Source organism: Lacrimispora xylanolytica (assembly GCF_026723765.1).
Taxonomy (GTDB): Bacteria; Bacillota; Clostridia; order Lachnospirales; family Lachnospiraceae; genus Lacrimispora; species Lacrimispora xylanolytica.
This window is the reverse complement of record NZ_CP113524.1, coordinates 2,137,375-2,163,054: the sequence shown is the minus strand read 5'-3', so window position 1 is coordinate 2,163,054 and position 25,680 is coordinate 2,137,375. Positions and strand designations below refer to the sequence as shown.

The 25,680-nt window shown below is 41.2% G+C and carries 24 protein-coding genes, 1 pseudogene and 1 riboswitch; of the genes and pseudogenes, 4 read left to right on the top strand and 21 right to left on the bottom strand.

The window, feature by feature from the left end; translation table 11 throughout:
* Window positions 1-27 precede the first annotated feature (27 nt).
* From OW255_RS10225 to OW255_RS10205, 5 genes are all read right to left on the bottom strand, one after another.
* On the bottom strand, window positions 28-1,020 hold the full coding sequence (locus tag OW255_RS10225; RefSeq protein WP_268116521.1) for a dipeptidase: 993 nt from the start codon (window positions 1,018-1,020) through the stop codon (window positions 28-30).
* Between the two features lie 127 nt (window positions 1,021-1,147).
* Entirely contained in the window at window positions 1,148-2,326 is a 1,179-nt protein-coding gene (locus tag OW255_RS10220) for an ABC transporter permease (protein ID WP_024836017.1), read from the bottom strand.
* Window positions 2,310-3,017 carry an ABC transporter ATP-binding protein gene (locus tag OW255_RS10215; RefSeq protein WP_024836018.1) on the bottom strand — a complete coding sequence of 236 codons (708 nt, stop codon included), beginning with the start codon at window positions 3,015-3,017 and terminating at the stop codon, window positions 2,310-2,312. The genes OW255_RS10220 and OW255_RS10215 overlap by 17 nt, the downstream gene beginning before the upstream one ends.
* 24 nt (window positions 3,018-3,041) lie before the next feature.
* A complete protein-coding gene (locus OW255_RS10210; RefSeq protein WP_268116520.1) occupies window positions 3,042-4,751 on the bottom strand; it encodes an HlyD family efflux transporter periplasmic adaptor subunit in 1,710 nt (569 codons plus the stop codon).
* 14 nt (window positions 4,752-4,765) lie between these two features.
* The gene (locus OW255_RS10205) at window positions 4,766-5,857 is read right to left on the bottom strand and encodes an S-layer homology domain-containing protein (protein ID WP_268116519.1); all 1,092 of its coding nucleotides are present in this window, start codon (window positions 5,855-5,857) and stop codon (window positions 4,766-4,768) included.
* A 229-nt stretch (window positions 5,858-6,086) separates the two neighbouring features.
* On the opposite strand from OW255_RS10205, the gene OW255_RS10200 reads away from it, so the two are divergent.
* Both OW255_RS10200 and OW255_RS10195 read left to right on the top strand, forming a co-directional pair.
* Window positions 6,087-6,761 (top strand): response regulator transcription factor, encoded by a 675-nt coding sequence (locus OW255_RS10200; RefSeq protein ID WP_024836021.1) that lies wholly within the window; start codon window positions 6,087-6,089, stop codon window positions 6,759-6,761.
* Complete coding sequence (locus tag OW255_RS10195) at window positions 6,758-8,002, top strand: sensor histidine kinase (RefSeq protein ID WP_268116518.1); 1,245 nt, start codon at window positions 6,758-6,760, stop codon at window positions 8,000-8,002. The genes OW255_RS10200 and OW255_RS10195 overlap by 4 nt, the downstream gene beginning before the upstream one ends.
* 72 nt (window positions 8,003-8,074) lie before the next feature.
* Here OW255_RS10195 and OW255_RS10190 read toward each other — a convergent pair whose 3' ends face one another.
* The 3 genes from OW255_RS10190 to OW255_RS10180 form a co-directional block, all read right to left on the bottom strand.
* Window positions 8,075-8,785, bottom strand: coding sequence for a GTP pyrophosphokinase (locus tag OW255_RS10190; RefSeq protein ID WP_024836023.1), 711 nt, complete (start codon window positions 8,783-8,785; stop codon window positions 8,075-8,077).
* 28 nt (window positions 8,786-8,813) lie between these two features.
* Window positions 8,814-9,653, bottom strand: coding sequence for an Mrp/NBP35 family ATP-binding protein (locus OW255_RS10185; protein WP_268116517.1), 840 nt, complete (start codon window positions 9,651-9,653; stop codon window positions 8,814-8,816).
* Window positions 9,654-9,871: 218 nt separating this feature from the next.
* Complete coding sequence (locus OW255_RS10180) at window positions 9,872-10,444, bottom strand: folate family ECF transporter S component (RefSeq protein WP_024836025.1); 573 nt, start codon at window positions 10,442-10,444, stop codon at window positions 9,872-9,874.
* 63 nt (window positions 10,445-10,507) lie between these two features.
* Window positions 10,508-10,605, bottom strand: a riboswitch (THF riboswitch).
* 154 nt (window positions 10,606-10,759) lie between these two features.
* On the opposite strand from OW255_RS10180, the gene OW255_RS10175 reads away from it, so the two are divergent.
* Both OW255_RS10175 and OW255_RS10170 read left to right on the top strand, forming a co-directional pair.
* Window positions 10,760-11,131 (top strand): CidA/LrgA family protein, encoded by a 372-nt coding sequence (locus tag OW255_RS10175; RefSeq protein ID WP_268116516.1) that lies wholly within the window; start codon window positions 10,760-10,762, stop codon window positions 11,129-11,131.
* On the top strand, window positions 11,124-11,816 hold the full coding sequence (locus OW255_RS10170) for an LrgB family protein (protein ID WP_024836027.1): 693 nt from the start codon (window positions 11,124-11,126) through the stop codon (window positions 11,814-11,816). Before OW255_RS10175 ends, OW255_RS10170 begins: the two co-directional genes overlap by 8 nt.
* Window positions 11,817-11,851: 35 nt before the next feature.
* Here the strand turns inward: OW255_RS10170 and OW255_RS10165 are convergent, their stop codons facing one another.
* From OW255_RS10165 to OW255_RS10105, 13 genes and pseudogenes are all read right to left on the bottom strand, one after another.
* Window positions 11,852-12,142 carry a hypothetical protein gene (locus OW255_RS10165; protein WP_268116515.1) on the bottom strand — a complete coding sequence of 97 codons (291 nt, stop codon included), beginning with the start codon at window positions 12,140-12,142 and terminating at the stop codon, window positions 11,852-11,854.
* A gap of 94 nt (window positions 12,143-12,236) precedes the next feature.
* Window positions 12,237-12,659 (bottom strand): DUF2752 domain-containing protein, encoded by a 423-nt coding sequence (locus OW255_RS10160; RefSeq protein ID WP_024836029.1) that lies wholly within the window; start codon window positions 12,657-12,659, stop codon window positions 12,237-12,239.
* An 11-nt stretch (window positions 12,660-12,670) separates the two neighbouring features.
* Window positions 12,671-13,831: a flagellin lysine-N-methylase gene (gene fliB / locus OW255_RS10155; protein WP_268116514.1), complete on the bottom strand. Its 1,161-nt coding sequence runs from the start codon at window positions 13,829-13,831 to the stop codon at window positions 12,671-12,673.
* An 84-nt stretch (window positions 13,832-13,915) separates the two neighbouring features.
* Window positions 13,916-14,536 (bottom strand): manganese efflux pump, encoded by a 621-nt coding sequence (locus OW255_RS10150; protein ID WP_024836031.1) that lies wholly within the window; start codon window positions 14,534-14,536, stop codon window positions 13,916-13,918.
* A gap of 62 nt (window positions 14,537-14,598) precedes the next feature.
* The gene (gene lepB / locus OW255_RS10145) at window positions 14,599-15,171 is read right to left on the bottom strand and encodes a signal peptidase I (RefSeq protein WP_268116513.1); all 573 of its coding nucleotides are present in this window, start codon (window positions 15,169-15,171) and stop codon (window positions 14,599-14,601) included.
* Between the two features lie 183 nt (window positions 15,172-15,354).
* Window positions 15,355-16,911 (bottom strand): recombinase family protein, encoded by a 1,557-nt coding sequence (locus OW255_RS10140; RefSeq protein ID WP_268116512.1) that lies wholly within the window; start codon window positions 16,909-16,911, stop codon window positions 15,355-15,357.
* Window positions 16,912-16,927: 16 nt separating this feature from the next.
* Entirely contained in the window at window positions 16,928-18,520 is a 1,593-nt protein-coding gene (locus OW255_RS10135) for a recombinase family protein (protein ID WP_268116511.1), read from the bottom strand.
* A complete protein-coding gene (locus OW255_RS10130; protein WP_268116510.1) occupies window positions 18,504-20,138 on the bottom strand; it encodes a recombinase family protein in 1,635 nt (544 codons plus the stop codon). Before OW255_RS10130 ends, OW255_RS10135 begins: the two co-directional genes overlap by 17 nt.
* A 135-nt stretch (window positions 20,139-20,273) precedes the next feature.
* Window positions 20,274-20,513, bottom strand: a complete 240-nt coding sequence (locus tag OW255_RS10125) for a DUF6870 family protein (RefSeq protein WP_268116509.1) — start codon at window positions 20,511-20,513, stop codon at window positions 20,274-20,276.
* A gap of 254 nt (window positions 20,514-20,767) precedes the next feature.
* Window positions 20,768-22,555: a WD40/YVTN/BNR-like repeat-containing protein gene (locus tag OW255_RS10120; RefSeq protein WP_268116508.1), complete on the bottom strand. Its 1,788-nt coding sequence runs from the start codon at window positions 22,553-22,555 to the stop codon at window positions 20,768-20,770.
* A gap of 81 nt (window positions 22,556-22,636) precedes the next feature.
* The gene (locus OW255_RS10115) at window positions 22,637-23,311 is read right to left on the bottom strand and encodes a polysaccharide deacetylase family protein (protein WP_268116507.1); all 675 of its coding nucleotides are present in this window, start codon (window positions 23,309-23,311) and stop codon (window positions 22,637-22,639) included.
* Window positions 23,312-23,588: 277 nt separating this feature from the next.
* Window positions 23,589-23,921: pseudogene (locus OW255_RS10110) on the bottom strand (sigma factor-like helix-turn-helix DNA-binding protein); the annotation flags it as partial.
* On the bottom strand, window positions 23,917-25,587 hold the full coding sequence (locus OW255_RS10105) for a recombinase family protein (protein WP_268116506.1): 1,671 nt from the start codon (window positions 25,585-25,587) through the stop codon (window positions 23,917-23,919). The gene OW255_RS10105 and the pseudogene OW255_RS10110, both read right to left, overlap by 5 nt.
* Between the last annotated feature and the right edge of the window lie 93 nt (window positions 25,588-25,680).

Genomic DNA, 25,680 nt, shown 5'->3' with positions numbered 1-25,680 from the left:
AAAGGTAAAATATTTGTAAATTTTTCTTTAGTGTAAAATTTCCTCATAAACCCGAAGTACGTTTTTGTAAAATACAGCTTCAATTTCACTCTCTGTAAAGCCTGCTTTCTTCATGGCAGCTTCCAGTATGGGCAGATCTTCCGGAGACTTCATCTCCAATTCTCCACCAATACCATCAAAATCAGATCCCAGTCCGATGCACTGGATGCCTCCAACCTGCTTCATGTGCTTGATATGGGCAATCATATGTTCCACACGGCTTAAGACGGTATCTCCCTTTTTCCAGTCATATAAAAAAGCAGCGCAGTAATTAAGACCAGCAACGCCTCCCCGCTCAGAAAGCCGGCGTATCATATCGTCCGTTAAATTTCTGGGATTGGAAGCTACCGTTCTTGCGTTGGAATGACTTGCCACAAACGACTTTTTCGTATAGCGGAATACATCTTCGATGCCGGCATCTGATAAATGAGAGATATCCACGATTATGCCAAGAGCCTCCATCTCATTTACAAATTCTATCCCTTTTTCCGTCAGACCATGTTCCGTATCCGGTTCAAAAAAGGCTTCTCCATGTTCCTGCCAGATGCGGTTAGGACTTGCCAATTCATTCTTATGGTTCCAGGTGAGCGTCATCATACGAACACCAAGACGGTAGAAATTTCTTAAAAATGCAATCTCTCCCTGGCAGACGCCGCCCTCTTCTATGGTGAGGAGAGCCGACATTTTTCCTTCCTTTCTATTTCTTTCAATATCCTCATAACAGGTGACTACACCAATCAAATCTTCATGCTTTGCAATCTCCGTATAAAAAAGGTCCACCAGTTTCATACAGTATTCAAAGGGACGTTCATGCCTCGTTAATTCTGTAAACAGCGCAAAATTCTGCAAGCAGTAGTCTCCCTTTTTCATCCGCTCTAAATCAATGTGGCAATCATTTTTCAACAGTGAGTAAGCCTTTCCAGCTTCTCTTCGATAGTACAATTCTGAAATTGTATCGCAATGCATATCAATAACCTTCATGATTTCTGCCTTCCCTGCTCTCTATATTTTAAATGTATTTAAGGAGTAACCCATGATGAGTTACTCCTTTTGTTACTATGCAAATAGTATCATTCTTATGCTGTATTTGCAAGAAAATATTCACTTCTTATTCACTGCGCAAGGCGTCAATTGGATTTAACTTTGCCGCCCGGTTTGCAGGCATATATCCAAAGACAAGACCGATCCCCACAGAAACGCTGAAGGATATTAAGACAGCCCCTGGGGTCGGGGTCGCATTAAGGCCCATAAAGCTGCTGATCACTGTGGTGGCTATGGAACCAACCACGATTCCGATGACACCTCCCAGAGAACTGGTCACCGCCGCTTCTATAACAAACTGCTGCATAATATTTCGTTTTTGAGCACCAAGGGCCTTTCGGATTCCAATTTCTCTTGTTCGTTCTGTGACGGATACCAGCATAATATTCATAACTCCGACTCCGGCTACTAACAGAGAGATTCCTGCAATTCCTCCAAGCATCATGGACATCATGGACATAATAGAATTTAACGAATCCAAAAGTTCGCTCATCGCAGACACCCGAAACAAATCATCGTCTTTAAAGATACCCATCAAAAATGAATTGATTGCATTTTTAGCCTGGGTTGTATGGTCTGTATCTGCAGTGGCAAACACATAGCTGTTTACATTGGCACTATTGGTCTGCCTGACTGCACTGCTGTAAGGAAGATATAAAACATCATCGGAGCCACCAGCTTCCAGCTCATCCTCATTCTGTCTTGAAATGACTCCTACGATCTTGTAGCTGACACCATCAATTTTTAAGGTTTCCCCAATGGCCTTATCCACACCTCCAAACAAATCCCAGGCTACGTAATAGCCTGCCACAACCACCTTTTGCCGTGACAAAATGTCGGAAAACTGAAGAAACCTTCCGGATTCCAGCGTTTGATCCTTCATATCCAGATACTGCTCACTGACGCCGGTCACCGTAGTATCCGTCAGGGTTTCCGTCCCGTTTTTAATGGTACCGGAGATGGAAATCTTAGGAGTCATCTGAGAAAAGAGATCCTGATTCTTTTCATAAAACTCATACATTTCATCCACAGTTACGGATCTTGAGGAAAGATTTGATACATTTACATTAATCTGGTTTGTTCCCATACTGGAGAACTGTTCTGTCATATAATTCATTTGGCCGTTTACCAGGCTGACCAGTATGATAACAGAGGCCACTCCTATAATGATTCCCAGCATGGTAAGAAAGGAACGCAGTTTGTTTCCCCATATGCTTTTTATGGCCATTTTAAAGGATTGCAGAATATTCATTTACGTCTCCATCAAAATTAATCTTTCCATCGTGTACCCTTACTACCCGTTCTGCCTCCATGGCTATGGTGCTGTCGTGGGTAATGATAACAATTGTATTGCCTTCCTCGTTAAGCTGCTTTAAAAAGTCCAGTACATCCCTGCTGGTCTTGGAATCAAGAGCACCTGTAGGCTCATCTGCCAAAATAAGGGAAGGATTTCCAGCAAGAGCACGGGCAATGGATACCCTTTGCTGCTGACCGCCGGAAAGCTGATTGGGAAAGTTTCTCCATTTTTCCTCAAGCCCCACTCTTTTTAAAGATTCCATCGCCTTTTGTTTTCTCTCATCCGCAGAAATTCCGGAATAAAGGAGAGGAAGTTCCACGTTCTCTAAGAGATTTAATTTGGGAAGCAGATTGTATTGCTGAAATATAAATCCAATCATCTTATTGCGCACCTTGGCAAGCTGATGATCTCCCATATTTCCCACATCTTCGCCTCCCAGATAATAGGAGCCAGAGCTTGGTACATCAAGGGCACCAATGATGTTCATAAGAGTGGATTTACCGCTTCCTGATTTTCCTACAATGGCTACAAATTCTCCTCTGCAAATGGTCAGCGTAACTCCGTCACTTGCACGGACTTCCTCACCGCCCAATTGATAAATCTTATATATATCTTTTAATTCAATCAAAGGTTCCGCCATATTTATGTCTCCTGCTCACTCTATTTATCGCCCGCTGTTACGATTGCCACCACCTCCACCGGTTCCGCCACCGCCGGTTCTGCCTCCACCGGGCCCGCCGCCGCCTGTAATACCGCCCATTCCGCCCATTCCGCCTGGCATCATGTTATTTGAAGTCTTTTCAACAGAGGATTGTGCTACGTATACTTCCTCTCCCTCTGTGAGACCACTTTTTATTTCAACATAATCTTTACTGATCAGGCCTGCGCTAACTTCCACACTGCGGAAACCGGCAGGTACGTTTCCAATCTTTTCTTTCACAGAATCATCTTTTACATAGACGGTATTGCCTCTCATCAGGGAATCAGCAGGAATGGCAATGACATCCTTTGCCTCATCAAGAATAATTACACCATCTACATTCATACCTGGAAGAAGTTCGTCAAGCCCATCGTTTAACGTAACGGTAACAGGATAATTCGTAACACCGTTAGAGGTAGAGCTTTGCAGACTGACATTTGTCACAGTTCCGGAAAATGTCTTACCGGATACTGCATCCGCAGTAATATTGACGCTTTGGCCTGCTTTTACCGATTTCACATCAAGTTCATCCACTAACATCTCAAACGTATAATTGGACATATCATAAATAACTGCAAGTACTGTGTTCCCGGTGGTGCTCTTTGATATTTTATCTCCAACCTTTACTGTTTTTTTAATGACCTTTCCTGAAATGGGTGCGGTAACGGTATAGTTATCATAAGTATCCTGAGTGCTTTCAAGCTTGCTTTTTGCGGATTCCAGACTTTCCTGAGCTTTGTCCAGGGAATCCTTATAGGTTCGCAGTAATTTATCAGCAGATTTGCTTTCTATGGAGAATATTGGGGTTCCTTTTGTTACGTAGTCGCCTTCCTTTACAAGCATCTTCTGTATTTCAACTGTGGAGGATATATCTGCCTTCATGGTAGTTTCCAGCTTCGGCTCAAAGGCCGCTTCCATACTGCTTACAAAATCGCCGACGAGAGCCGTTGCAGCTGTTTCCGAGGTAATGCCCCCGGGATTTGCAACCTCTATGGTAATATACCTTACAATACGTCCGCCTGTTAAAGTAACATCCATATTGTTGACCGAGGAAACCACCCCATTAATCTGCTCTCCCGTATCGGTAAGGGTCAGGATTGCTCCGTTGCCAGACACAATCTGAGCTGCTTCTGCCGAAAGAAATGGAACCTTTAATTTCATTGTTTTGTCATCATAGATTGCGGCTATTTCTGTACCATTACTCACTTTGTCTCCATCTTTGATGGACAGGGTTTTGATAAATCCGTTTTCTGTAGCTTTATACGTATTTCCGCTATAATCAGACAACGCTGTATTATAATCCTCCAGTGCATTCTGATAGCTTTCCTGGGAACGCTCCAGAGAATTATTGGCAGATGATATCTGAGATTCCATGGAGGAGGTATCGATCCGGTAAAGCACCTGCCCCTTTTCCACCACATCCCCTTCCTCAAACTCGGCGGCTGTCACTTCCCCTTCCGCCAGCGAAGTAATGTCATACGTATCTTTAGGAGAAATCGTCCCTGAGGAAGAAAGTTCAGATGTAATATCTCGCTTGGAAACCGTTGCGGTCTGAACGCTCTTGGCCTTAGCAGATGCACTCTTTGACTTATTCATCATGAGGAAGCCAACGATTCCGCCAAAAGCCAAAAGTACCACGATCAGAAGGATCAGAAATTTTTTCTTATTTTTCATTCTGTTTTCTCCTGTCAATCTTCAATATAGTCAATCACTGTTCTGGTCTGATTTCCTTCTGCATCCTCGGACAGTGTGTATACCAGATTTACGGAATCTCCTACCCGAAGATCTCCATAGGAAGAAAATACAAACTGCATCTCCGTGCTGGTAAGTACATAAGTATTGCCATCATCAAGAATAATTGCGGTGGGTGTCATTAAATCTGTGGAATTGTAAACCACATTGGTGATTTCTCCTAACACAGCGGAACGGCCGTTTTCATTTTCATTCCCCACGGTATACAGCCATACCGTTTTAGAAAGTGTATGATAATAGACCAATACACCGTCCGTGCTGTCAAAGGCAGTGGTAATTGCCTCACTGGAGTTTTTCACTGGATCTCCATCCAGATATATATTGGCATCACTGAGCTGAAATGGCAGATAAGAGTTCAGCCTGCTTTTACTGGTAACCACTTTTGGTCCCTTCGTGCTGTTATCCACCATAGAAAATGGATTGATTTCACCATCTGAAGTCAACTCGCAGTCCAGACTCTTACCAAACATGGTTCCTGATTTTGTATCGGTTTTAAGCAGATTGTAAAACAGATTCACACAGTCTTCCTTTGTCATGAGCTCAGCCGCTTCTTTATTCAATCCATCATCCAGCTCAAGAAAATGATACTTAGACATTCTAGATCCCGTCTGATCTCCTGTAAAATCAGTGTTTTTGTATTCCAAAAGGCCCAGTACTCCTTTTACCGCTTCCTGAAGAGTAACGTATTCCTCAGGTTTAAAGTTGCCCCCCAGATATCCATTCATAAATCCCTGTTCTGCTGCAATCCGTATGGAAGACGCATATTCATAATCCCTTGGCACATCTGCGAACACAGAGGTATTGCTGGTGCTGCTAACTGTGCTCCGGTAGGAAGAAGCATTCACAAGCATACTGGCAAATTCCCCTCGCGTTACCTTCATATTTATATTTCCTGTATTCATGATGCCGGATAATCCAACCACCTTTTTTCTTAAATCAAAACCTGCGGAAGCATGGGTAATCATGGGGTTGACTGCCGTTGCTGCCATTACAACAGCCAGGGCGGCTGCCATTTTTTGTCCGTGCATGTAAAATTCTCCTTTCCAGTCTGAAACTCTTTCCAATTTTAACAGACTCCTATGTCAGAAATGTGACTGTTAACTGAAATTAACCTGAAATGGCATAATATTACCATAGGAAGATATTTCAGTATAATTTCAGCTTTCTTTTTTATAATGAAAAGGTTCATTTGCTTAAAATCAAAGGATTGTTTATAATAGGTTTCAGTCTATATCATGATGGAAAGAAGGGAAACGAATGAAAGTATTGATTGTGGAGGATGAAATCAGGCTTGCTGACGCATTGGGACAGATCATGAAGGAACAAAATTATCATACAGATATTGTTAACGATGGAACTGACGGCCTTTATTATGGCCTCACAAATGAGTACGATGTGATTATACTGGATGTCATGCTGCCAGGAATGAACGGCTTTCAGATTGTACAAAAGCTAAGAGAATCCAGAATCAAAACACCAGTTCTTCTTCTGACCGCACGGGATGATACCAGCGATAAGGTCAAAGGTCTTGATAAAGGAGCCGACGATTACTTAACGAAGCCCTTTATACCAGAAGAGCTTCTGGCTCGGATCAGGGCCCTCTCTCGTCGGCAGGGAGATGTATTTCTTGATGAAATGGTATTTGGAGATCTTTCCCTTGATTTATCCTCCAATGATTTATGCTGTAGAGAAAAATCCATTCATTTGGCTTTTAAGGAGTTTGAGGTTTTAAAATTACTTATGAGCAATTCTGGTAAGATTATCTCAAAGGACACTTTAATAACCAGAGTATGGGGCAATGATTCTGATGCTGAAGATAATAACGTAGAAGCCTACATCTCATTTTTACGTAAAAAACTCTCCTTTGTTGGCTCTCAAGTGGAGATAAATACCATACGAAAAGTGGGCTATCGATTGGAGGGGCCCAAATGATACGAAAATTAAGATGGAAATTTATCATCATTAATATGACTTGCGTAGCAAGTATTCTTTTGGCTGTCATAGGACTCTTTTACTTTTCTGCTTCCAACCGCCTGGTCCGGCAGACAGAGATGGCTATGTTCCAATCCATAGAAAAGGATCGGTTCTCACCGCCATTTAAACTGGAACCTGGGAGGCACAAAAAGCAACCCCCGCCTCCTCCTATTCCCTCGTTTGTCGTTACTTTAAATTCCGATCACACCATAAGGACCATAGAACGAAACAACATTACCGTTACAACAGAGCTTGCCTCTACCTTAATTCAAATGGCTGATTCTACGGAGCTTACGAAAGGAGTTCTTCCAGACTATTCCCTTCGTTTTCTAAAGGCAGAAACTCCGGAAGGAACAAAAATCATTTTTGCAGATCAAAGCTACGAGATTAATAACATCAAGACTCTTACGGTCAACTGTATCATGCTTTTTACGGGGGCCGTATTCCTTTTTCTCATGCTGAGTCTGTATCTCTCCCGCCTTGCCCTAAAACCTGTTGAGGCTGCCTGGCATCAGCAGAATCAGTTTGTTGCAGACGCCTCCCATGAGTTAAAAACTCCTCTGACGGTGATTCTGGCAAATCTGGATATTATATCTACTCACCCGCAGTCTACGGTCAGGGAACAGAATAAATGGCTGAGCAACACAAAGGAAGAAGCTGCCAGTATGAAGCAGCTGGTGGAAAACCTCCTGTTTCTCGCCCGTTCCGACGCTGGGGCAGGCAATGAAAGGAAGTCAGAACTTTCGTCCATTGATTTCAGCGACCTGGTTTTAAAAAGCACTCTTATCTTTGAATCCATTGCCTTTGAAAACAAGGTGGAACTGGTGAACGAAATTGAACCTGACATCATTCTTTCCGGGTATGAATCCCAGCTTAAGCAGGTTGTTACCATACTTCTTGATAATGCCTGTAAATATGCAGGAAAAGGTGGTACTGTTTCTATCGGACTAAAAAGCGCAAGCCACCTGGCTGTTTTAACCGTTTGTAATTCTGGCGAGATCATTCCACCGGAGGAACAGCAGCATATCTTTGAACGCTTTTACCGGACAGATAAATCAAGAGTAAGAAAAGAGGGAGGATATGGTCTTGGGCTTTCCATTGCAAAAACGATAATAGATTCTCATAAAGGGAAGATCAGCGTGACAAGCAGTCAGCCTGAAGGAACCATATTTACGGTGACCCTGCCACTAAAGCTGTAAAACAGGAAAATAAAAGACCCAGAGACAACCATGGCTAATAGCCAGTTTGCTGTCTCAGGGTCTTTTCTATGTTTATTTACTTATGGCAATCTCTTGAGCTTCAATCTTTTTTCTAATATTTAACATCCGCTCATCCGTATTTGCTATCACCTCTGCACATTCCCGAAGCTCCGTACTAATCTCTTCAGAATTAGCTTCCACCTCTTTTTTATACTTAAGCTGATGGTCAAGGCTTGCCCAAAAATCCATGGCAATGGTACGTATTTGAACCTCTACCCGCATCCACTTTTTCTGGTCCGAGAAAAATACTGGAATTTCCACAATCATATGGTAACTACGATAGCCGTTGGCTTTGGGGTGACGGATATAATCCTTAATCGCTATGATATGGACGTCATCCTGTCTTGTCAGCATCTCTGCCACTGCGTAAATGTCATCAAGAAAGGAACAGATGACCCGGATTCCTGCCACATCATCTAAATTTTCCATCATGGATTCCAGTGAGACAGGAAGACCTCTGCGCTGAAGCTTTTCCACAATGCTGATGGGTTTCTTCACTCTGGATTTCACAAGCTCAATGGGGTTTCTGGAGTTTCTCACAGATAATTCGTCATTTAAAACCTCTAATTTTGTTTTCAACTCCCGGATGGCACAGGTATACATCATCATAGCTTCCTGAAACTGGTAAGCCTGCTTAATCAATGGATCTGGAACCTGAACGAGATTCGGTACATTTACAATTGACTGATTCAATTCGCTATTAGGGTTCATGCTTATATTCATTTTTACACCTCAATGTTAAGAAACAATCTTAAGCCTTCTCAGCCGCTAAAACAGCTTCATCAAGCCATGGTGCCTCTAAGTATTCTACCGTTCCGCTATCCACAGCAGATGCGATTTTAGGATCAATGGGGATTTTCGCTAAAATGGGGAGGTCATGGGTTTTACCTACTTCATCAATGTGACTCTCTCCAAAGACTGAAATCTTTTTCCCGCAATCCGGACAATTTAAGTAGCTCATGTTCTCGACCAGTCCCAGAATCGGTACATTCATCTTCTTTGCCATATTGACTGCTTTTGCAACAATCATGGAAACCAGCTCCTGTGGAGACGTGACAATAAGAATTCCATCCACAGGCAGGGACTGGAATACGGTCAGAGGAACATCTCCGGTTCCAGGAGGCATATCTACAAACATATAATCGATATTTTCCCAAAGAGCTTCCTGCCAGAACTGCTTTACTGCTCCTGCAATGACCGGTCCTCTCCAGATGACCGGATCTGTCTCATGATCCAGAACAAGATTGGCAGACATCACCTCAATACCAGTGGATGTGGTGGCTGGAATCATAAGCCCATTCGGTGTCATCCCCACTCCAGAATCCGTGATACCAAATGCTTTTGGAATGGAAGGTCCTGTGATATCTGCATCAAGGATGGCTGTTTTATAGCCCTTGGAACTCATGCGTACTGCCATCATGGTGGTTACCAGTGATTTGCCGACTCCACCTTTTCCGCTGACGATACCAATTACTTTTTTTACTGTGCTGGCAGGATTTAACGGCTCAAGAAAGCTTTTAGGCCCTTCCTGCCTGCTTGGACAGCTTTCGCCGCAACTATTGCAATTATGTGTACAATCTAAATCGCTCATGTCAATTCCTCCTATGAAAAAGTTTATCGATAGAGGGCAGTCCATCGACTACCGTCTGAAATTATCATAACTGTCCCCTTATCCGTAAATATAAGATACGGATATTTTAGATTATAGTATGAAAGAGAGCTTCTGTCCATGGATTTTATACAAGCTTTATGAAAACAATGGTAAAAAAGACCCGAACTTTCTTAATGGAAAGAACAGGTCTTTTTTTATTATTTAGCTCTGGTTGCCTTTGTTTTTTGTATGATTTGAAACACTCCCATGGTATCAAGTGCTTTTACCAGGGTATAAAAAATCATGGAGTCAATGGGCCACATCACAAGATTTTTCAATGCCCTTGCAGGGAGAATGACCATAAATCCTTTTCCATACAGTATGGATAAGCAGATGGTGTTTAATATCACATTGCAGATTAGCATCACAATAAACTTTGAGATGAGAACCCTTTTTAAGGTCATTGCCTTTTTATAGTAAAAACAGCCATACATAAAACCGGATAATAAAGTCACCATAGTAAGGCCCGGGAAAAATGGTCCATTGGGCTTTAACAAGTACTTTAATACATCCATACTTCCTGAAAACAGACCGCCTACAATCGGGCCAAACAAGTAGGAAATGATTCCATTGGGTATGGAAGCAAAACCAATTCTGATATAATTTCCAAAATCAATGGAGAACATACCAAGAATAATTGCCAGGGCGCCAAACATGGCGGCAGTGGTGATGGTTCTTACATGCTTTAGCTCTTTGTAAGAATCGGTAAACAAAGTGACGAATTTTTTCATAAAAAAATACCTCCTTTGCAGACCTCAGACTACAACCGGAGATATAAAATACTTATCTTCTGATGCAGCGGGATGCGACTCGTGTACCGCAAGAAAATCTTTTCGTCCGAATGACAACTCCCTGTTCACTCAGCACTTAACGCACACTAGTCTACTCTGCGACTTTCATATTTATTTTTAACGTCACAAGTATAACACAGATTTTAAAGAATGCAAGTATTTTTTTTGTGCACGAAATACATTTGACATCTGCTAAAAAAAAGTTTAGGATAATCCTTAGCTGAAATTTCGACAAAAAGCGCAGGAGGCGTAGTTATGAGGTACTTAAGGCAATTCAGCATCATTCTTTTTATCTCTTTGATTGGAGAGATTATCCATCTTTTTATCTCTCTTCCCATTCCTGCCAGCATTTATGGTTTGCTACTTATGCTAATTGGGTTAAAAACAAAACTCATACCTTTAAATGCGGTAGAGGATGCCAGCATGTTTCTGATTGAAATCATGCCAGTTATGTTTATACCGGCGGCGGTAGGACTGTTGGATTCCTGGGGGGTTCTTGGTTCTATGCTGGTTCCTTTTATTGTTATCACCCTGGTATCAACTATCCTGGTTATGGTGATCACCGGAAGAGTCACTCAGTTTTTTATCCGGGTTGATAAAAAAGGAAAGGATGATGATCATGAGTAATACAATCAATGGTTTTTTATTTTTTGGGGCTGTTATCAGCCTTCTGGGTTATGAATTAGGAATCCAACTAAAAAGAAGGTTTAAATCCCCTCTTTTTAACCCACTGTTAATATCCATTCTGATCGTTATGGCTCTTCTCTCTATATTTAATATTGAATATGAGGTATATAACCAGAGTGCAAAATATATCAGCTATCTTCTTACCCCAGCTACTATCTGTCTCGCCATTCCCTTATATCGACAGATGGAACTGCTTAAGAAACATTCCAAGGCTATTTTAGCCGGAACCTTGACTGGGGTCATCACTACCATGGTTACAGTACTGCTTCTTGCTATGGTATTTGGGCTTAATCATCAGGAGTACGTGACATTTTTACCAAAATCCATTACAACTGCTATCGCTATGGGAATTTCTGAGGAGATGAAAGGATTTGTTACGATTACCGTTGCCAGTATCATCATCACAGGAATTCTTGGAAGTATCATTGCCGAAACTGTATGTAAGATATTCCATATCACGGAACCGGTTGCAGTAGGTATTGCCATCGGATCCTCTGCCCACGCCATTGGAACTACTAAGGCGCTGGAACTAGGGGAAATAGAAGGGGCAATGAGCAGCCTTGCCATCGCCACATCCGGGCTTTGTACGGTGGTGTTTGCATCGTTTTTTGCTAACTTATATTAAATTTTTGTATAAAAAAAGAGGTCTTGCGACCTCTTTTAAAAATTGGAATAACCTGCTGCCATCAGGCTGGCAAACAAAGTAAAATATAAAATAAATCCGAGTACTGACAGAATTATCTGCACAATCAAATTTGCTCTGCAGAAATTCTTGCGATTCTCATTTCCATTGCCAAAAGCCCAAACTAGCATCATGACAATATTAACACATGGGATTAATGTAATCAACAATGTGACTATCCAATCTCCCATTGTCATTACGCTTTTGTTCGGGTCCATCTGAGTTGAATACTGGTTTCCCTCATTACTTACATTGTAATCGTTTTCCATACAAATCCTCCTTGGTAAAATCTGACATTAATATGACATTCCACATTATAACATATAATTCAATAAATTGGAATTGTATATTTTAGCTGTATTTTTAATGCAGACTTTCTAAAATTCGCATTAGCAGGCTATTAGGATAGAATACATATGGCTCCCGGTAAGGAAAATAAAGTTTCATACGGACGACATACAAAATCAGAGAACCTATGATACTGGCGGAAAGCAGAATTCCAGCCAGCTTTTTATTACCTTTTTTCAAATAGGTTACACGTATTTCATTTACGATGCAAAGAAATACAAAAGGAGCAGCGGGATTAAGCTCCATACATTGTTTTATATTTCCTTTTGCCAGAGATAGAATGGCTCTTGACCCTCCACATCCAGGACAGGGAATCCCCAGTAACCCCCGGAATGCACACAGTCCCCCGGTTAAAGCGTACAATATTACGCAATAAATAACAAAACAAACCAACAAAAACAAGATGTATAACTGATTCTTTTTATCTTTCGTACTCATTACAATTCCCCCTATAAAACAGAAAGAAGGGATGAAAGCCCAAATCTCTGATCGCTTATAAATATCCGGTCTAATGCATTAAGGTTTAAATCGGAATGCTCCACTTCCCGGGAAAATCGATGGGTAAGATGAACAAATTCAGAAAAATCCAATCTTCCTTCCCTCATTTTAAAGGTTGCCTGAGCCATCTCCTGAATCAACAGAGTGCATACCACTGCAAGCTTTATCTTTCCATAAGGTTGTCCATCATAAACTGAGCCGCAAAAATAGGTGAATACAAAATAAACCAAAAGCTGTTCGCACCAGATTTCCCACTGCTCTTCTCTCTCCGGATTTTCCTTTAAGTACTGATAAAACGCACTGCGATTCTCTTCATAAGAGGCTATCCCTTTTTCAAATAACAGCTTTTTTATTGTGCTGATATACCGGGGCCAGTCCGCATCCAGAACTTCTAATTCTTGAAAAATGGAAAACAGCTCCTTCATCTTCAGAAAACGGCTTTCAGCCTGTGCTTTCCTGCCAAGAAGCTTTTTTTCAGCAATCGAATGAAGGGATTCATTCCGATACCGTGATAGCAACCCGTCAATTTCATACATATGGCCAGACCTGATCCTGCTTTGCAGATCATGGGCAAATCCCAATACCAATGCCATTCGATGGCTGGAGATAAATCTCCTGTCTTGTAGAAAGGAAATTATGAGGTCCCTGGCATCTGTCAGCTTGGTAAAGAGCAGAAAGTCAAACTCAGGATAAACTTCTTCTTTTTCATCCTCTTTTGTCAGGAAGGTAACCGGCTCTTTTGTGCCAAGTATGATTCTTGCAGCCTCCTCACAGGACATGGATAGGGAAATCTCCCTGATCCCCTCGAATTCCTCCGTATGCCTTGGATATTCCCTGCAGGTCTTACATAGCATATCCGGTCCAGCTTCCATGTATAAATCACAAAGATTTTCCCGGTTTAAGAAAGCACATCGTTTGCCGCACTGCTTAAAAGAGCTGTTTTTCCAGTCTATGGACTTTTTTAAGCGCTGTCCAAACCCACCCTTTTGTCTCCAGTAGCGTTTTTTTGACTTATCATCAATCATGATTGACCAGCCAGCACAGCAGGTATCCGTACAATCTCCTGCCACACAATGAAATTTATGATAATAATGAGGTATTGTATACAGCATGAATTTTTCTCCTATACGATATAACGTTTTTCCCAGTGAAAATGAGGTCTAACTCTGAAAGAGCCAAACCTCATTTTCTATCATTCAAAGCTTTCCAAAGGCGAGAAATAAAAACAAAAGTCCGCTGACCCAGGAAAGATCCCAGTCTTTTCGAGCCGATAGCTCATGTCCCAAAAAGAGACCGATATACATTACTACAATTCCAACAAGCAGCGAAATGAATGCCGTCAGGCCCGGAGGCATCATGAGAAATCCAGATAATCCTCCAGCCACCAGACTGTCAATTGACATGGCCAGGGAAAACATGACTGTTTCCTTCCAGGATAAGGATTTCGATTGATCCCAGTCTGCTGCCAAGGGATTTCCATAAATATTTATGATAATACTCAGACCAGAAATAGAAAACGTTAAATCCTTCCTGACATTTACATGGCTGTTAATATATTTCTTGATGGCAAAATCAAGAAGCTTCATAGCCCCCAGAAAAAACAGACAAGTAAAGCCAAGTCCTTTTGCAAACGCTTCCGGAACCAATCCATTCAGCACGCTGCCAAACATAAGAGCTGCTCCCAGGCATCCGCTGCATATCAAATTTACCGCGATTACCTTGGCAAAGGAAATACGAAGCCGGTTTGCCCCATAGGCAAGGCTGGCAACAAAGCTGTCCGTAGAAAGAGCGAGTACTAAAATGAATATATCACGCATACGCCATTGAACTTACCTTTTTTCTTTTAATATATTCATCATGAAAGGTTTTGGAACCCTTACTACTCAATCGTCTTAAACCCTGGGTAATACCGGACGAGTACTTTTGCCAGAATTTTATTCTCTGGTACATAAGGATCCGGCCAATATCTGGCATCTGCTGAGTTATTCCTGTTATCCCCAAACATCAGATAGCAGCCCTTGGGCACTTCAAAATGAAAGTCTTTTGTCTCCATTGGTTCCGGCAGATATGGCTCTCTAAGAGGAGTCTCTGAGCCATTGATATATATTTTATTCTCCCGGACATCCACAGTCTCGCCAGGAAGTCCGATAATTCGTTTCACCAGACGCGTCTCCTGCGATCCAGGCCCAGTCTCATGATCGAATATGACGATATCACCCCTTTGAGGATCTTCTCCAAACTTATAGGCAAGCCGAGATCCAAACAGGCGGTCTCCCGTCATAATCGTCCGCTCCATGGAGCCGCTGGGTACCCTGCTGTTGGCAATGATAAATGTATTCAGAAAAAATGCAATGGCAGAAGCCATCAGAATTATCTTGACCCAGTCAAATATCTCTTTTTTCCAGTTTATCTTCCCTTTTTCCATGTCCTCTTGATTCTTCTCTTCATTCATACAAAGCTTGTCCTTTACTATTTTATTCCTATATTGTATCAAAATAAACCAATTGGTTCAAGCTTAAAAGCAGGGACTTGGAGTTGCCCCTGCTTCATTCACTAAATACTATACCTTTTCAATTCCGCCCGTAGCCGTTCCAATGCCTTTTTCTCTAGTCTGGATACATATTCGTCTGTTTCATTAGGGACAAATAAATGGTTCCATAAATCTCCATCTGATAATAACAGTTCCATTCCTTTCTACGGTAATATTCTCTATCAATCCGTCAATCATTGCCCTGTTACACGTATCAAGTGGAAAACAGCCGCTGAATTGCTCCTCCTCTTCCAACACCGGATTCTCCATAAGCGTTTGGTATTGATTTTGTAAAATGGTAACGGAATGTTCCAGTTCAATTAGCTTTTCCTGAAAAGTTAATTGGGAAAGCTTCTCCTTTTTGTAGGCTTCATAAAGAGAAAACTTTTTTCCTTCCAGTTTACTAAGCTTACATTGAAGGGTCTTAATTTCAGTCATGTGGTTTCTTGTAACAGGTTTTTTCCTTGTCTGCTCATTAAGAGGTTGACTGGTCATAAAAGCAAACTTCTGCAAGCTGCTCATAATCACGTTCTTTAGCTGCTGTTCCTCAATTCTCCCCTGATAGCATGTGCTGTTATATAGATTTCTGCCCATTTTACAGCAATAGCCGATTTTATTGCCCTTTTCTATTTTGGTCAATGTATGACTGCATGCTTTGCATCTTATCTTTTTGGCAAATAAGCTTTCCGTTCCGATTCCTTTCTCTTTCTTTTTGTAATGTTTTATCCTCTTTTCCGCGGCCTTATATTCCTCATGGGAAATGATTCCCTCATGGGCATCAGGAACAAGAATCCACTGTTCCTTAGGAACCTTAATCTCCTTTTTGCTTCCTACAGACTCTGGTCTGACTTTTCCATAAACAGCATCTCCCGTATACCTTTGATCTCTTAATATATGAGATACGGTTCCTACTGTCCATAGAAAGGAATTACTGCTGACTGATCTGTTTAAAGGTTCTCTGCGTCTCTTTCTTATGGTCATGGGACTTGGTATCCCCTCCTCATTTAACCGTCTGGTAATTTCCGTCTTTGTTACACCTGATAAATACAGCGTAAAGATACGCCTTACAATGGGAGCACACTCTGGGTCTATGATAAGCCGGTTTCTATTCCCTTCCTCTTTTTTATAACCGTATGGTGCAAAGGCTGTCACAAATTTTCCCTGTTCTGCTTTTGATTTTCGTACCGTTTTGATTTTTACGGAAAGATCCTTACTGTATGCCTCATAAATAATATTTTTAAAGCCCACGTCCAGAGCGCCGGCAGCACCTGCGCTGTAAAAGCTGTCAAAACCATCGTTCACAGAGAAAAACCGAATTCCTAAAAAGGGGAAAATCTGTTCCAGATAGTTTCCCACCTCCAAATAATTCCGCCCAAACCTGGAAAAGTCTTTTACAATGATACAGCAGACTTCTTTCCTTTTTGCCATCTCAAGCAAGGTCAAAACCGCTGGACGGTCAAAATTCGTTCCGCTGTATCCGTCATCCACAAACTCTATTACGTTATAATCTCTTAATTCTATCCGGTTCCTTATAAAATCCATAAGAAGCATTCTCTGTCCGGCTATGCTGTTGCTTTCCCCACCAGTTTCCAATTCTTCGTCCTCATCAGAAATACGCATATAAATTGCTATGTTATTCTGGCCGTCTATTTCCACCACCACCTTCCAGCTTTTTCCTTTAAGCAAGGGGCTGATCGTATTCGGAACAGAAGGTATAATGTATTTCCACCCAGTGTTGACAGACTACAATTCTATCGATAAGATATTTCCACATATCTCTTGTTTCATCTGCCTTAATCCGTTCCGCCTCCTTTTGTTTCTCCTCTGCCTGTTGATTCTTTAGCCTTACCTTCTCTTTCTCAAGTATCTCTTTTTCTTCCTCCCATTTTCTTTGTATACTGACGTATTCCTCTTTGGATAACAGCCCTCGTTTATAATTCTGATACTGTTCCAATTCTTTGATATCTCTTCCCAGAAACGCTGCCTGGTTCTGTTCCAGCTTCCTGGTTGTATCAAATACTATATTAGACTGTTCATGGCACCCTGGGCTGACAAGAACGTTTAACTGCTTTGTGACAGATTCAGTCACCATAGACAAAAGATCTGCTTCCAGTACACTTTCTGCCTCGCATCCCAGCTGTTTTAAATACTTTCTCCGGCAGATGAAGCGATGATGTATTAAGTTTCCATCCTGATTAAAATATCCGCTGTCCCGTATCATTTTCCCCTGACAACAACCACATACAATAAGGCCCTTTAAGGGATTTTCTGTATCTTCCCGGTGGTTTCCTCCTTTATTTTTTCTGCTTTGCCTTGATTCTTCCAATAAAGCCTGGACTTTTGCAAACAATTCCCAATCAATAATAGGTTCATGGGTATTTTCAATATAATTCCATTGGTCTTTGGGAATCATTTGCTTTCTGCCGCCTTTGTAATAGGACTGCTCCGTTTTACGCTCCACCATACAGCCACAGTAAACGGGATTTTCAAGAATACTTACAATAGAAGAGCCAGACCAGAGTGCATTGGCTTCACCGCTGGTCCCTTTTAATAATCCCATATGATAAAGTCTTCTTGTCTGGCATGGAATACCATTGTCATTTAACTTTCTGGCTATTTTTACAGCCCCCAGCCCACTCATTCTAAGGAAAAAAATTTCCCTCACCACAGAAGCTGTTTTTTCTTCTATCTCCAGCTGACGTGGATTCATGTCTGACTTTTTATACCCGTAAGGAGCAAATCTCCCCAAGAACAGTCCCTTCTTTTTCTTCACATCAAGTAAGGTACAGACTTTTTTAGAAATGTCTTTTGCATAAATATGATGGTACACATTTTTAAGGGAAAGGGAGAGCCCTTCGTTGGACGTTGCCTTCTGGCTGTCGTAAGAATCGTTCACAGATATAAAACGCACTCCTAAATAAGGGAAAATATTCTCCAGATAGTTCCCTGTCTCCATATAATTTCTTCCAAACCGGGACAGATCTTTCACAACCACGCAATTAATCTTACTGCTTTTGATATCATCAAGCATGGCATGAAACCCTGGCCTGTCAAAATTGGTTCCTGTCAATCCATTATCACAGTAAGTGGAAATAAGCTTTAGTTCTTTATGCTCCTTCACATATTTTTCTAGATAGTACACCTGATTTTCAATGGAATCACTGTCAATCCCATTGTCCTCTATGGAAAGGCGGGCATAAATGGCTGTTAAAAAGTTTTTTTCAACGGTCTCTTTTAAAACCTCCTGATTGTTTCTATTTGTTCTGGCCATCTCCTTCAACTCCCATGGGTACCGTAATTTCATTCCTAAAATTAAAAATAATCTGGATATAGTTCTTATTTGATACCACAATCTCTTTTACGAAAAAAAGAAGCAGAGAACGATTGATCTCTGTGATGTTCTTTATGTCTCTGAATTCTTCCAGCCATTGATTCTTGGAATTATTATTTTCTAAAAGTTCTTTTAAACCTTCTTCCAATACTCCTATGGTCTGGCAAATCTCGTCTATGATTGTTTCATAGACGGATTTCATACTATTATAATTTTCCCTGTTTAAAATCTCTTTTTTATAATCATCATATAACCCCATAATCAGGTTCTGGTAATACTCATACTCTTCTCGTTTCTTTTCCAATCGCTTACAATACTTTGTAACCTCATTATCTTTCCCTGGAAGGGTATCCATATAGGTAAGGATGTCGTCTGCCTTACTGAAGATATTAATTTCCTGCCTTATGACCTCCTGAACACAGGCCTTAAGTCGAAGCTCACCAATCCTGTTTGCGTTGCTGCATCTTGTTTTATCTATTTTGTTTGTTCTGCATATATAATAGATGTATGTCTTACCACCAGATTTTACTGGTCTTCGTATCATGCTTTTTCCACATTCCCCGCATGTTAATATGCCGGAAAAAAGATATAGTTCTTTTTGCTCCGGAGCTGTTCTGGTATCTGTAGAAATGATTCGTCTGACAAGGAAAAAGTCTTCTTTTGTAATAATTCCATCATGGGTGTTTTCCACAATTGCCCATTCTGATCTTGGTTTTTTGAATTTCTTTTTCACCTTATAATTAGGAGAGCTTTCCTTTCCCTGAACCATGTTGCCCGTATATATCTCATTTTCCAAAATACGGCTTACGGCCTGGGCTGACCATTTGGCTACGGGCTTAAGCTTAAAGGTTGTACTGAATGCCCAGCCTAGCATCCGCTTATATTCCAGAGGTGATAATATTCCTGCTGCATTCAAACGCTCTGCAATCTTCTGGTTGCTGTACCCCTTGATTTTCCATTTAAAAATATCACGCACTGTCATTGCTGCAAACTCATCAATTACCAGCTTATGTTTATCCTCCTTTGAACGGACGTACCCATAAACTGGAAAGGCACCGATATATTCGCCCCGGGAATATCTGACTTTTATCTGGCTCCTTACTTTTACGGAAATGTCACGGCTATAGGCATCGTTCATTAGATTTTTAAAAGGAATTATAATTCCATCCGTTTGACTTTGTGATATTTTGCTGTCAAATCCGTCATTAATGGCTATGAATCTGACCCCTAAAAAAGGAAAGACCTGTTCTATGTATCTTCCTGTTTCTATATAATTTCTGCCGAAGCGGGATAAATCCTTTACAATGACACAATCAATGATTCCTGCCTTTATGTCTTCAAATAACGCTTTGATCGCAGGCCGTTCAAAGGATACCCCACTATAACCATCATCGATGCGTTCCGAGCATACCACTATTTCTGGTTTCGTTTTTAAAAATGAAAGAATCAACTCCCGTTGATTTCCAACACTATTGCTTTCCTGTTTATCTCCATCTTCTTTGGATAACCGGATATATATAGCGCCGTGATATATTCTGTTTTCCTGAATTGATTCCACAAAAAAACCTCCTAAGCATTCACTGTATCAGCAAAAACCCAGGCGGTTCCATATTATCCCTATGTATTTTATATCATATAATCTCATAACACGCACCTGTGTAAAACCTTGTTTTTGCTTTTTCATTCCAATCCTTTACCTGCTTTCTATCCGAAAGTATTGTTTTAGTCTCTCATCCAATGTAACCTCTGTCTCTGAAAAAACAGAATGAATTACCATATCTCCATAACGGAATAAGTATGGATTTTTAATCTGTTTTAAAAAGCTTTGGATTCGTTCTTCCTTTGGCAGATTCGTATCAATTTGAACTGAACTGATGTCAACAAGATCTTCTTTACGAAACTCTGAATCATCTGGTATTTCTTTGCTGGGCAATTCCATTCTTCCTCTCATCTCAGTTACAGTTTCAATGTATGCAGTTCCCGGATTGTCCTATGCTATCACAAGCTCCTTGTACACAAGAAAGAGTCTGACTTATCAGACTCTGGTGCTGACGCGCCGTCACTTTAGTGACATCTTCCTCTTAAGCGTCATGTGCATCCTGCAGGGAGTGCTCTTTCCTATATAATAAAAAAGCTGTATATTCTCCCGTCGCTTTAAAGACGAAAGGAATATACAGCAGATTCAACTTATTTATCAGACCGTGTCCAGACACCTTTTCCGCTGGTTCCGGCTAATACATTATTATCTCCGATTAAAATAGAATAAACATCTATGGACTCCAGACCGGCATTGAAATCACTCCAGTTTTTCCCTTCATCAAAAGAATGATACATACCGCCACCATAAGTGCCTGCAAGAACAGCTGATTTACTGACAGCAAGGGCATTGATATTTCCACTGGTTAAACCTGAATTGACCGGCTTCCAGCTGTCTCCTTTGTTTGTAGATAGAAATACACCATCCCCCGGTGTAGCTGCCAGAATAAAGGACTCATTGCCGGTCAGTGAAAAGATCTGGGCATTGGTGATTCCATTGTTAACCTCCTCCCAGTTTTCTCCATTGTCAAATGACCGGAACACTCCGCTGCCAAAAGTGCCGGCATAAAGTTCCTTGCCGCTTACCGCAAGAGAGCTAATATAATAATTGGTGATATCCTGGTTAACACTTTCCCAGCTGTTTCCATTATCACTGGAACGGAATATGCCGCCTCCAAAGGTACCAGCAAAGATATCATTGCCATTGATTGCAATAGAATAGACAAACTTATTGGTAAGCCCGGAATTCATCTCATTCCAGGTTTTTCCCTGATCTGTGGATAAAAAGATTCCACCGCCGTTTGTGCCTGCGAAAATACCTGTATCATTAATCGCAAGAGAAAAAACAAAGGGATTAGTTAATCCTGCTCCAGCTTCCTTCCAGTTCAGTCCCCCATCCTGAGAAACGAAGACACCTGCGCCGCTGGTGCCGGCATAAACTTCCTTGTTATGAGAGGCAAAAGAACTGATATGAGTGTTCATCAATCCTTCATTGATTTTATTCCAGCTTTCCCCATCATCAAGAGAGACAAATACTCCTCCTCCGTTGGTTCCGGCATAAATACAGGAATCATCTGCAATCAAAGTATATACATAATGATTGGTCAGACCATTATTAACCGCCTTCCAGCCAGTGCCGTCAAAAAGAAATATCCCTTCCTCTGTTCCTGCAAAAACATTGGTTTCCTTTATGGATAAGGAATTGACATTTTTACTGGTCTCTCCCATGTCTAAGGACTGCCAGCTCTCTCCATTGTTATCAGACATAAATATACCTCCTCCAAGAGTACCGGCATAGATTGCAGAATTGCTTGCTGCAAGAGAAGTGACTTGCAGATTGGTCAGGCCATTATTGACCTGTATCCAATGATCGCCTTGATCAGAAGACCGGTAGATACCGCCTTCCTCTGTTCCTGCAAATAAGTCTGTACCACTTACGACTATTGAATTTACATTGCTTGAAGTTAAACCCTCGTTCATCTCTTTCCAGTTTATGCCATGATCTGCAGAATATAGAATGCCTTTGCTGGTTCCTGCATAGAGCTTCTCATCTGTTCCTGCAATGGAATAGACCATAACATCCTGATACTTAGAATCTACACTTTGCCAGCGTATCTCATCCATTGGTGAGGAATAGATGCCCGCGCTGGTTCCTGCAAATATCATTGTCCCGCTAATGGCCAGGGAATATACATGATCGCTGTCTAAGCCATCATTCGCAGCTTTCCAGCCAGCCCCCTCATTGGTGGAGACAAAGACACCGCTTCCTTGCGTTCCCGCAAAAACCTTTTCCTTCTCAGCTGCCATGCATAAGATATATCCTCCATATGGACCATTGGCCTGCTCCCATGTCCTCGATGCTTCTTTCCTGAAATATACAAAAGATACAGCAATCAGCAGAAAAAGAAGCAATAAAGGCAGCCAAAGCTTTTTCTTCATATTTACCCCTTTTTTCATGTAGTGAATAAAAACGCTGCCCAAGAAAACAGGCAGCGTGTATAAGTTATGTACAATCCTAGCTTAATACTGCGCAAAACCGAAGCCACGATTTTTTAAATTATTAACGATTGTCGGAAGTGCCTGAAGTGTCGTCTGATAGGCATCATGCATCAGAGGATTTCCGCCAGCCCTTAAATTATTACAGGAGTTGATAATTGTCTGTGTACTCGCGCCTTCCCAGTCGCTTGTATAGACAGTCGGAGTAACAATGGATAAGCCTAATGCGGAACATGCCTGAGTGATGGTATTATTGTTGTAAAGATAGGGTAATCTCACCTTGGTTGGCCTTGGCTTACCAGCGTTTTGAATGGCCTGGTTGCATTTCTGGAAATCGTTATAAACCTGCTGATAGCTCCAGCTGCTCATCTGAGAATGAGTCCAGCTGTGATTTTGAAGGCTGAAGCCTGAGTTTACATAGGCATTCCATGCAGCCTGATTGCCGGCAATTTTGTTTCCCCAGACAAATAATGTTGCCTGGTAGCATCCAGCTTTCTTAAGATTGGATATTAAAGTTTGTGAAGTTGCATTATTCGGGCCGTCATCAAAGGTAAGGTATACATTCCCGGCATAAGCTGCCGCTTTCACATCAACTATGTTTGCTGATGTCGTCTCCTGGGCATAAACGTTGGTAAACTTTAATAACCCTACGGTCAGTACCAATGCAGATGTCAGTAGAAATCTTACGTTTCGTTTCATACTAAATCCCCCTTATTAGTTGGACAACGCTAGATATCACACCTGAGCGAATCTAACTAGTTTAAGTCTAATGCATATAAATCTCCCCTCAAAATATCTGATATGTAACATCATCACAGTTAATTGGTAAATATTTACACATTCATATTAACATGTACAAAATTATTATGCAAGTTTTTTCTGTTTTCCTTAAATAATCAGAGGATTGATTCTTTGTTTTTACAAAATGATACAAATTATTCTCTTTTTATTAGATTCTATTGCCAAATAATTATTATTAATTTTTTATCCCTATTATGACAGCGGAGTAAGATCGGGATATTCCCATGAGATCAGCAATTTCTCTCTGGGTATACTCCTTTCCTCCGTGAAGCCCATACCGCATGCCAATGATTGTTTTTTCATTGTCTTTTAAACAACTGTCAAAAGCCTGATACAATTCCTTGATATCCTGCTTTAAAATAATGGTTTCCAGTGTCTCTTTATTTTCCACTTCAATCACATCTACAAGACTTACAGTCTCTCCATCCTTGTCTACGCCTATGGGTTCATACAAAGAAACCTCTTTTGAATATTTTTTATTCGCACGAAGGAGCATAAGGATTTCATTTGCTAGACTCTCCTGACGGCTCTTCTGACCCTATAAAATATAAATGTATGTTTTTTCCATCCCACACGGCTCTCTTTATAAATGCCCGGACTGCCATTCGCTTCTGCTCCACATCCATGGTGTCCAGAGTGTTTGAAAAGGAAGATAATGTTTTTTTAACAAGCTCTGCCTCCCCGTCGGAAAGCTCCTGGTTGATTAAGGATACCTTAAGCCTTTCTAAATGGCTGCTTATTTCCTCTTTCCTCTGATGAAGCTCTTCAATCTGGGCAACTATATATTCTTCTGCCGCTGTTCCTCCTGCTTTTTTCAAAGAGGCAACAAGACCGGAAATTTCTTCATCCAAATGTAGAATTTCCTCATTCAGACGCAATATATCTGCTTCTGATTCCTGACGGCCCTCGTCAAGAAGTTTTTCATATTGATTTAACTGTAGTGCCAATTCCTCCTTATTCTCAGCTATCTTTTTAATTTCCTCTAATACCATCTGATCAAGAAGATTTCCGTTTGGATTGTTCATGCCGCAGCATTTCATTCGGCTTCTTTCCTTCATGGTACACAAATAGGAATAAATTTGTTCTCCCTCCTGATTGAAACGGCCGGATAGCTTTGGCCTCATATAATCTCCGCATTCACTGCAGTATAAAAGGCCGGACATCAGGGCCACATTGCTCCTTGGTTTTCTATAATTTTTAGATTTATTCCGGTCAAGCTGCTTTTGAACCTTGACCCACATGGCCCCAGGAATAAGGCCTTCATGCTTTCCAACGGCGACAATCCATTCATCCATCTCTCTCATCTCATGAGCTTTTCCAGGCTTTTGAAGGGTACGATTGTATGCTATAACACCAAATTGGCCATTAAATTCTTCCTTTTCCGCAAATAAATCCACCTTTTTTTTCTTCAGATAATCATAGGCCTCCATATCAGCTGTCATATAAACAGGATTCCTAAGAATTGCCTTAATGGCAAAGCGGCTGAACAGCCGGTTATATTTGGTCTTATATCCATTTTGAATCAGATACGTTTCCGTTTGTGTTAGAGATCCTGTTTCCATAAACGTTTCATATATCAGGCGAACAAGCTTGGCTTCCTCAGGAACGAGCCTTAACTGATATGCTTTTTTAACCTTCCCCTCTTCTGTAAGGGTTTTAACACTTTGAGACTTATAACCAGTCGGAGTCGTTCCGCCCAGCCACCTTCCGCTTTTTGACAGTTCATGCATGTTATCCCGGATCCTCTCTGCAATAGTCTCTCTCTCCAGCTGGGAGAATACAGAGGCTATATACATCATGGCCCTTCCCATTGGGGAAGAGGTGTCAAACTGTTCCTTGATTGAAATAAAGGAAATATGCATCTCATTCAATTCCTCAATCAGATTTGCGAAATCGCCAATATTACGGCTGATTCTATCAAGACGATAACAGACAATTGCAGTAAATCGTTTCTTTTTTGCCTCCTGCATCATCTTTTTAAACTGAGGCCGGTCCAGGTTTCCTCCAGAAAAACCTTCATCTTCATAAACATAGGCATTTTCCCCATAGCTTTCTCCATAATGGCTGCACAGATACTGCCTGCATAATTCAATCTGATTCCCGATACTCTCCCCTTTTCCGGTGAATTTTGATTTTCTTGAATATATTGCAAATTGATCTTTCACTTTTTCCATTCATTACACCCCTTAACAAAATACTCTGCATTCCATAATCCACTCCAGGCACATACCGGACACGCAGAACCTCATACAATATATAGACTATCG

Excerpts from the sequence above, each read along its gene's own strand:
- OW255_RS10165 (WP_268116515.1), bottom strand. The coding sequence starts at position 12,142 with ATGGAAAACGATTACAATGTAAGTAATGAGGGAAACCAGTATTCAACT.
- fliB (WP_268116514.1), bottom strand. The coding sequence starts at position 13,831 with ATGCTGTATACAATACCTCATTATTATCATAAATTTCATTGTGTGGCA.
- OW255_RS10195 (WP_268116518.1), top strand. The coding sequence starts at position 6,758 with ATGATACGAAAATTAAGATGGAAATTTATCATCATTAATATGACTTGC.
- OW255_RS10170 (WP_024836027.1), top strand. The coding sequence starts at position 11,124 with ATGAGTAATACAATCAATGGTTTTTTATTTTTTGGGGCTGTTATCAGC.
- OW255_RS10115 (WP_268116507.1), bottom strand. The coding sequence starts at position 23,311 with ATGAAACGAAACGTAAGATTTCTACTGACATCTGCATTGGTACTGACC.
- OW255_RS10185 (WP_268116517.1), bottom strand. The coding sequence starts at position 9,653 with ATGAGCGATTTAGATTGTACACATAATTGCAATAGTTGCGGCGAAAGC.
- OW255_RS10215 (WP_024836018.1), bottom strand. The coding sequence starts at position 3,017 with ATGGCGGAACCTTTGATTGAATTAAAAGATATATATAAGATTTATCAA.
- OW255_RS10210 (WP_268116520.1), bottom strand. The coding sequence starts at position 4,751 with ATGAAAAATAAGAAAAAATTTCTGATCCTTCTGATCGTGGTACTTTTG.
- OW255_RS10175 (WP_268116516.1), top strand. The coding sequence starts at position 10,760 with ATGAGGTACTTAAGGCAATTCAGCATCATTCTTTTTATCTCTTTGATT.
- OW255_RS10225 (WP_268116521.1), bottom strand. The coding sequence starts at position 1,020 with ATGAAGGTTATTGATATGCATTGCGATACAATTTCAGAATTGTACTAT.
- OW255_RS10190 (WP_024836023.1), bottom strand. The coding sequence starts at position 8,785 with ATGAATATAAGCATGAACCCTAATAGCGAATTGAATCAGTCAATTGTA.
- lepB (WP_268116513.1), bottom strand. The coding sequence starts at position 15,171 with ATGAATGAAGAGAAGAATCAAGAGGACATGGAAAAAGGGAAGATAAAC.
- OW255_RS10135 (WP_268116511.1), bottom strand. The coding sequence starts at position 18,520 with ATGGCCAGAACAAATAGAAACAATCAGGAGGTTTTAAAAGAGACCGTT.
- OW255_RS10160 (WP_024836029.1), bottom strand. The coding sequence starts at position 12,659 with ATGAGTACGAAAGATAAAAAGAATCAGTTATACATCTTGTTTTTGTTG.
- OW255_RS10105 (WP_268116506.1), bottom strand. The coding sequence starts at position 25,587 with ATGGAAAAAGTGAAAGATCAATTTGCAATATATTCAAGAAAATCAAAA.
- OW255_RS10120 (WP_268116508.1), bottom strand. The coding sequence starts at position 22,555 with ATGAAGAAAAAGCTTTGGCTGCCTTTATTGCTTCTTTTTCTGCTGATT.
- OW255_RS10180 (WP_024836025.1), bottom strand. The coding sequence starts at position 10,444 with ATGAAAAAATTCGTCACTTTGTTTACCGATTCTTACAAAGAGCTAAAG.
- OW255_RS10200 (WP_024836021.1), top strand. The coding sequence starts at position 6,087 with ATGAAAGTATTGATTGTGGAGGATGAAATCAGGCTTGCTGACGCATTG.
- OW255_RS10205 (WP_268116519.1), bottom strand. The coding sequence starts at position 5,857 with ATGCACGGACAAAAAATGGCAGCCGCCCTGGCTGTTGTAATGGCAGCA.
- OW255_RS10150 (WP_024836031.1), bottom strand. The coding sequence starts at position 14,536 with ATGCGTGATATATTCATTTTAGTACTCGCTCTTTCTACGGACAGCTTT.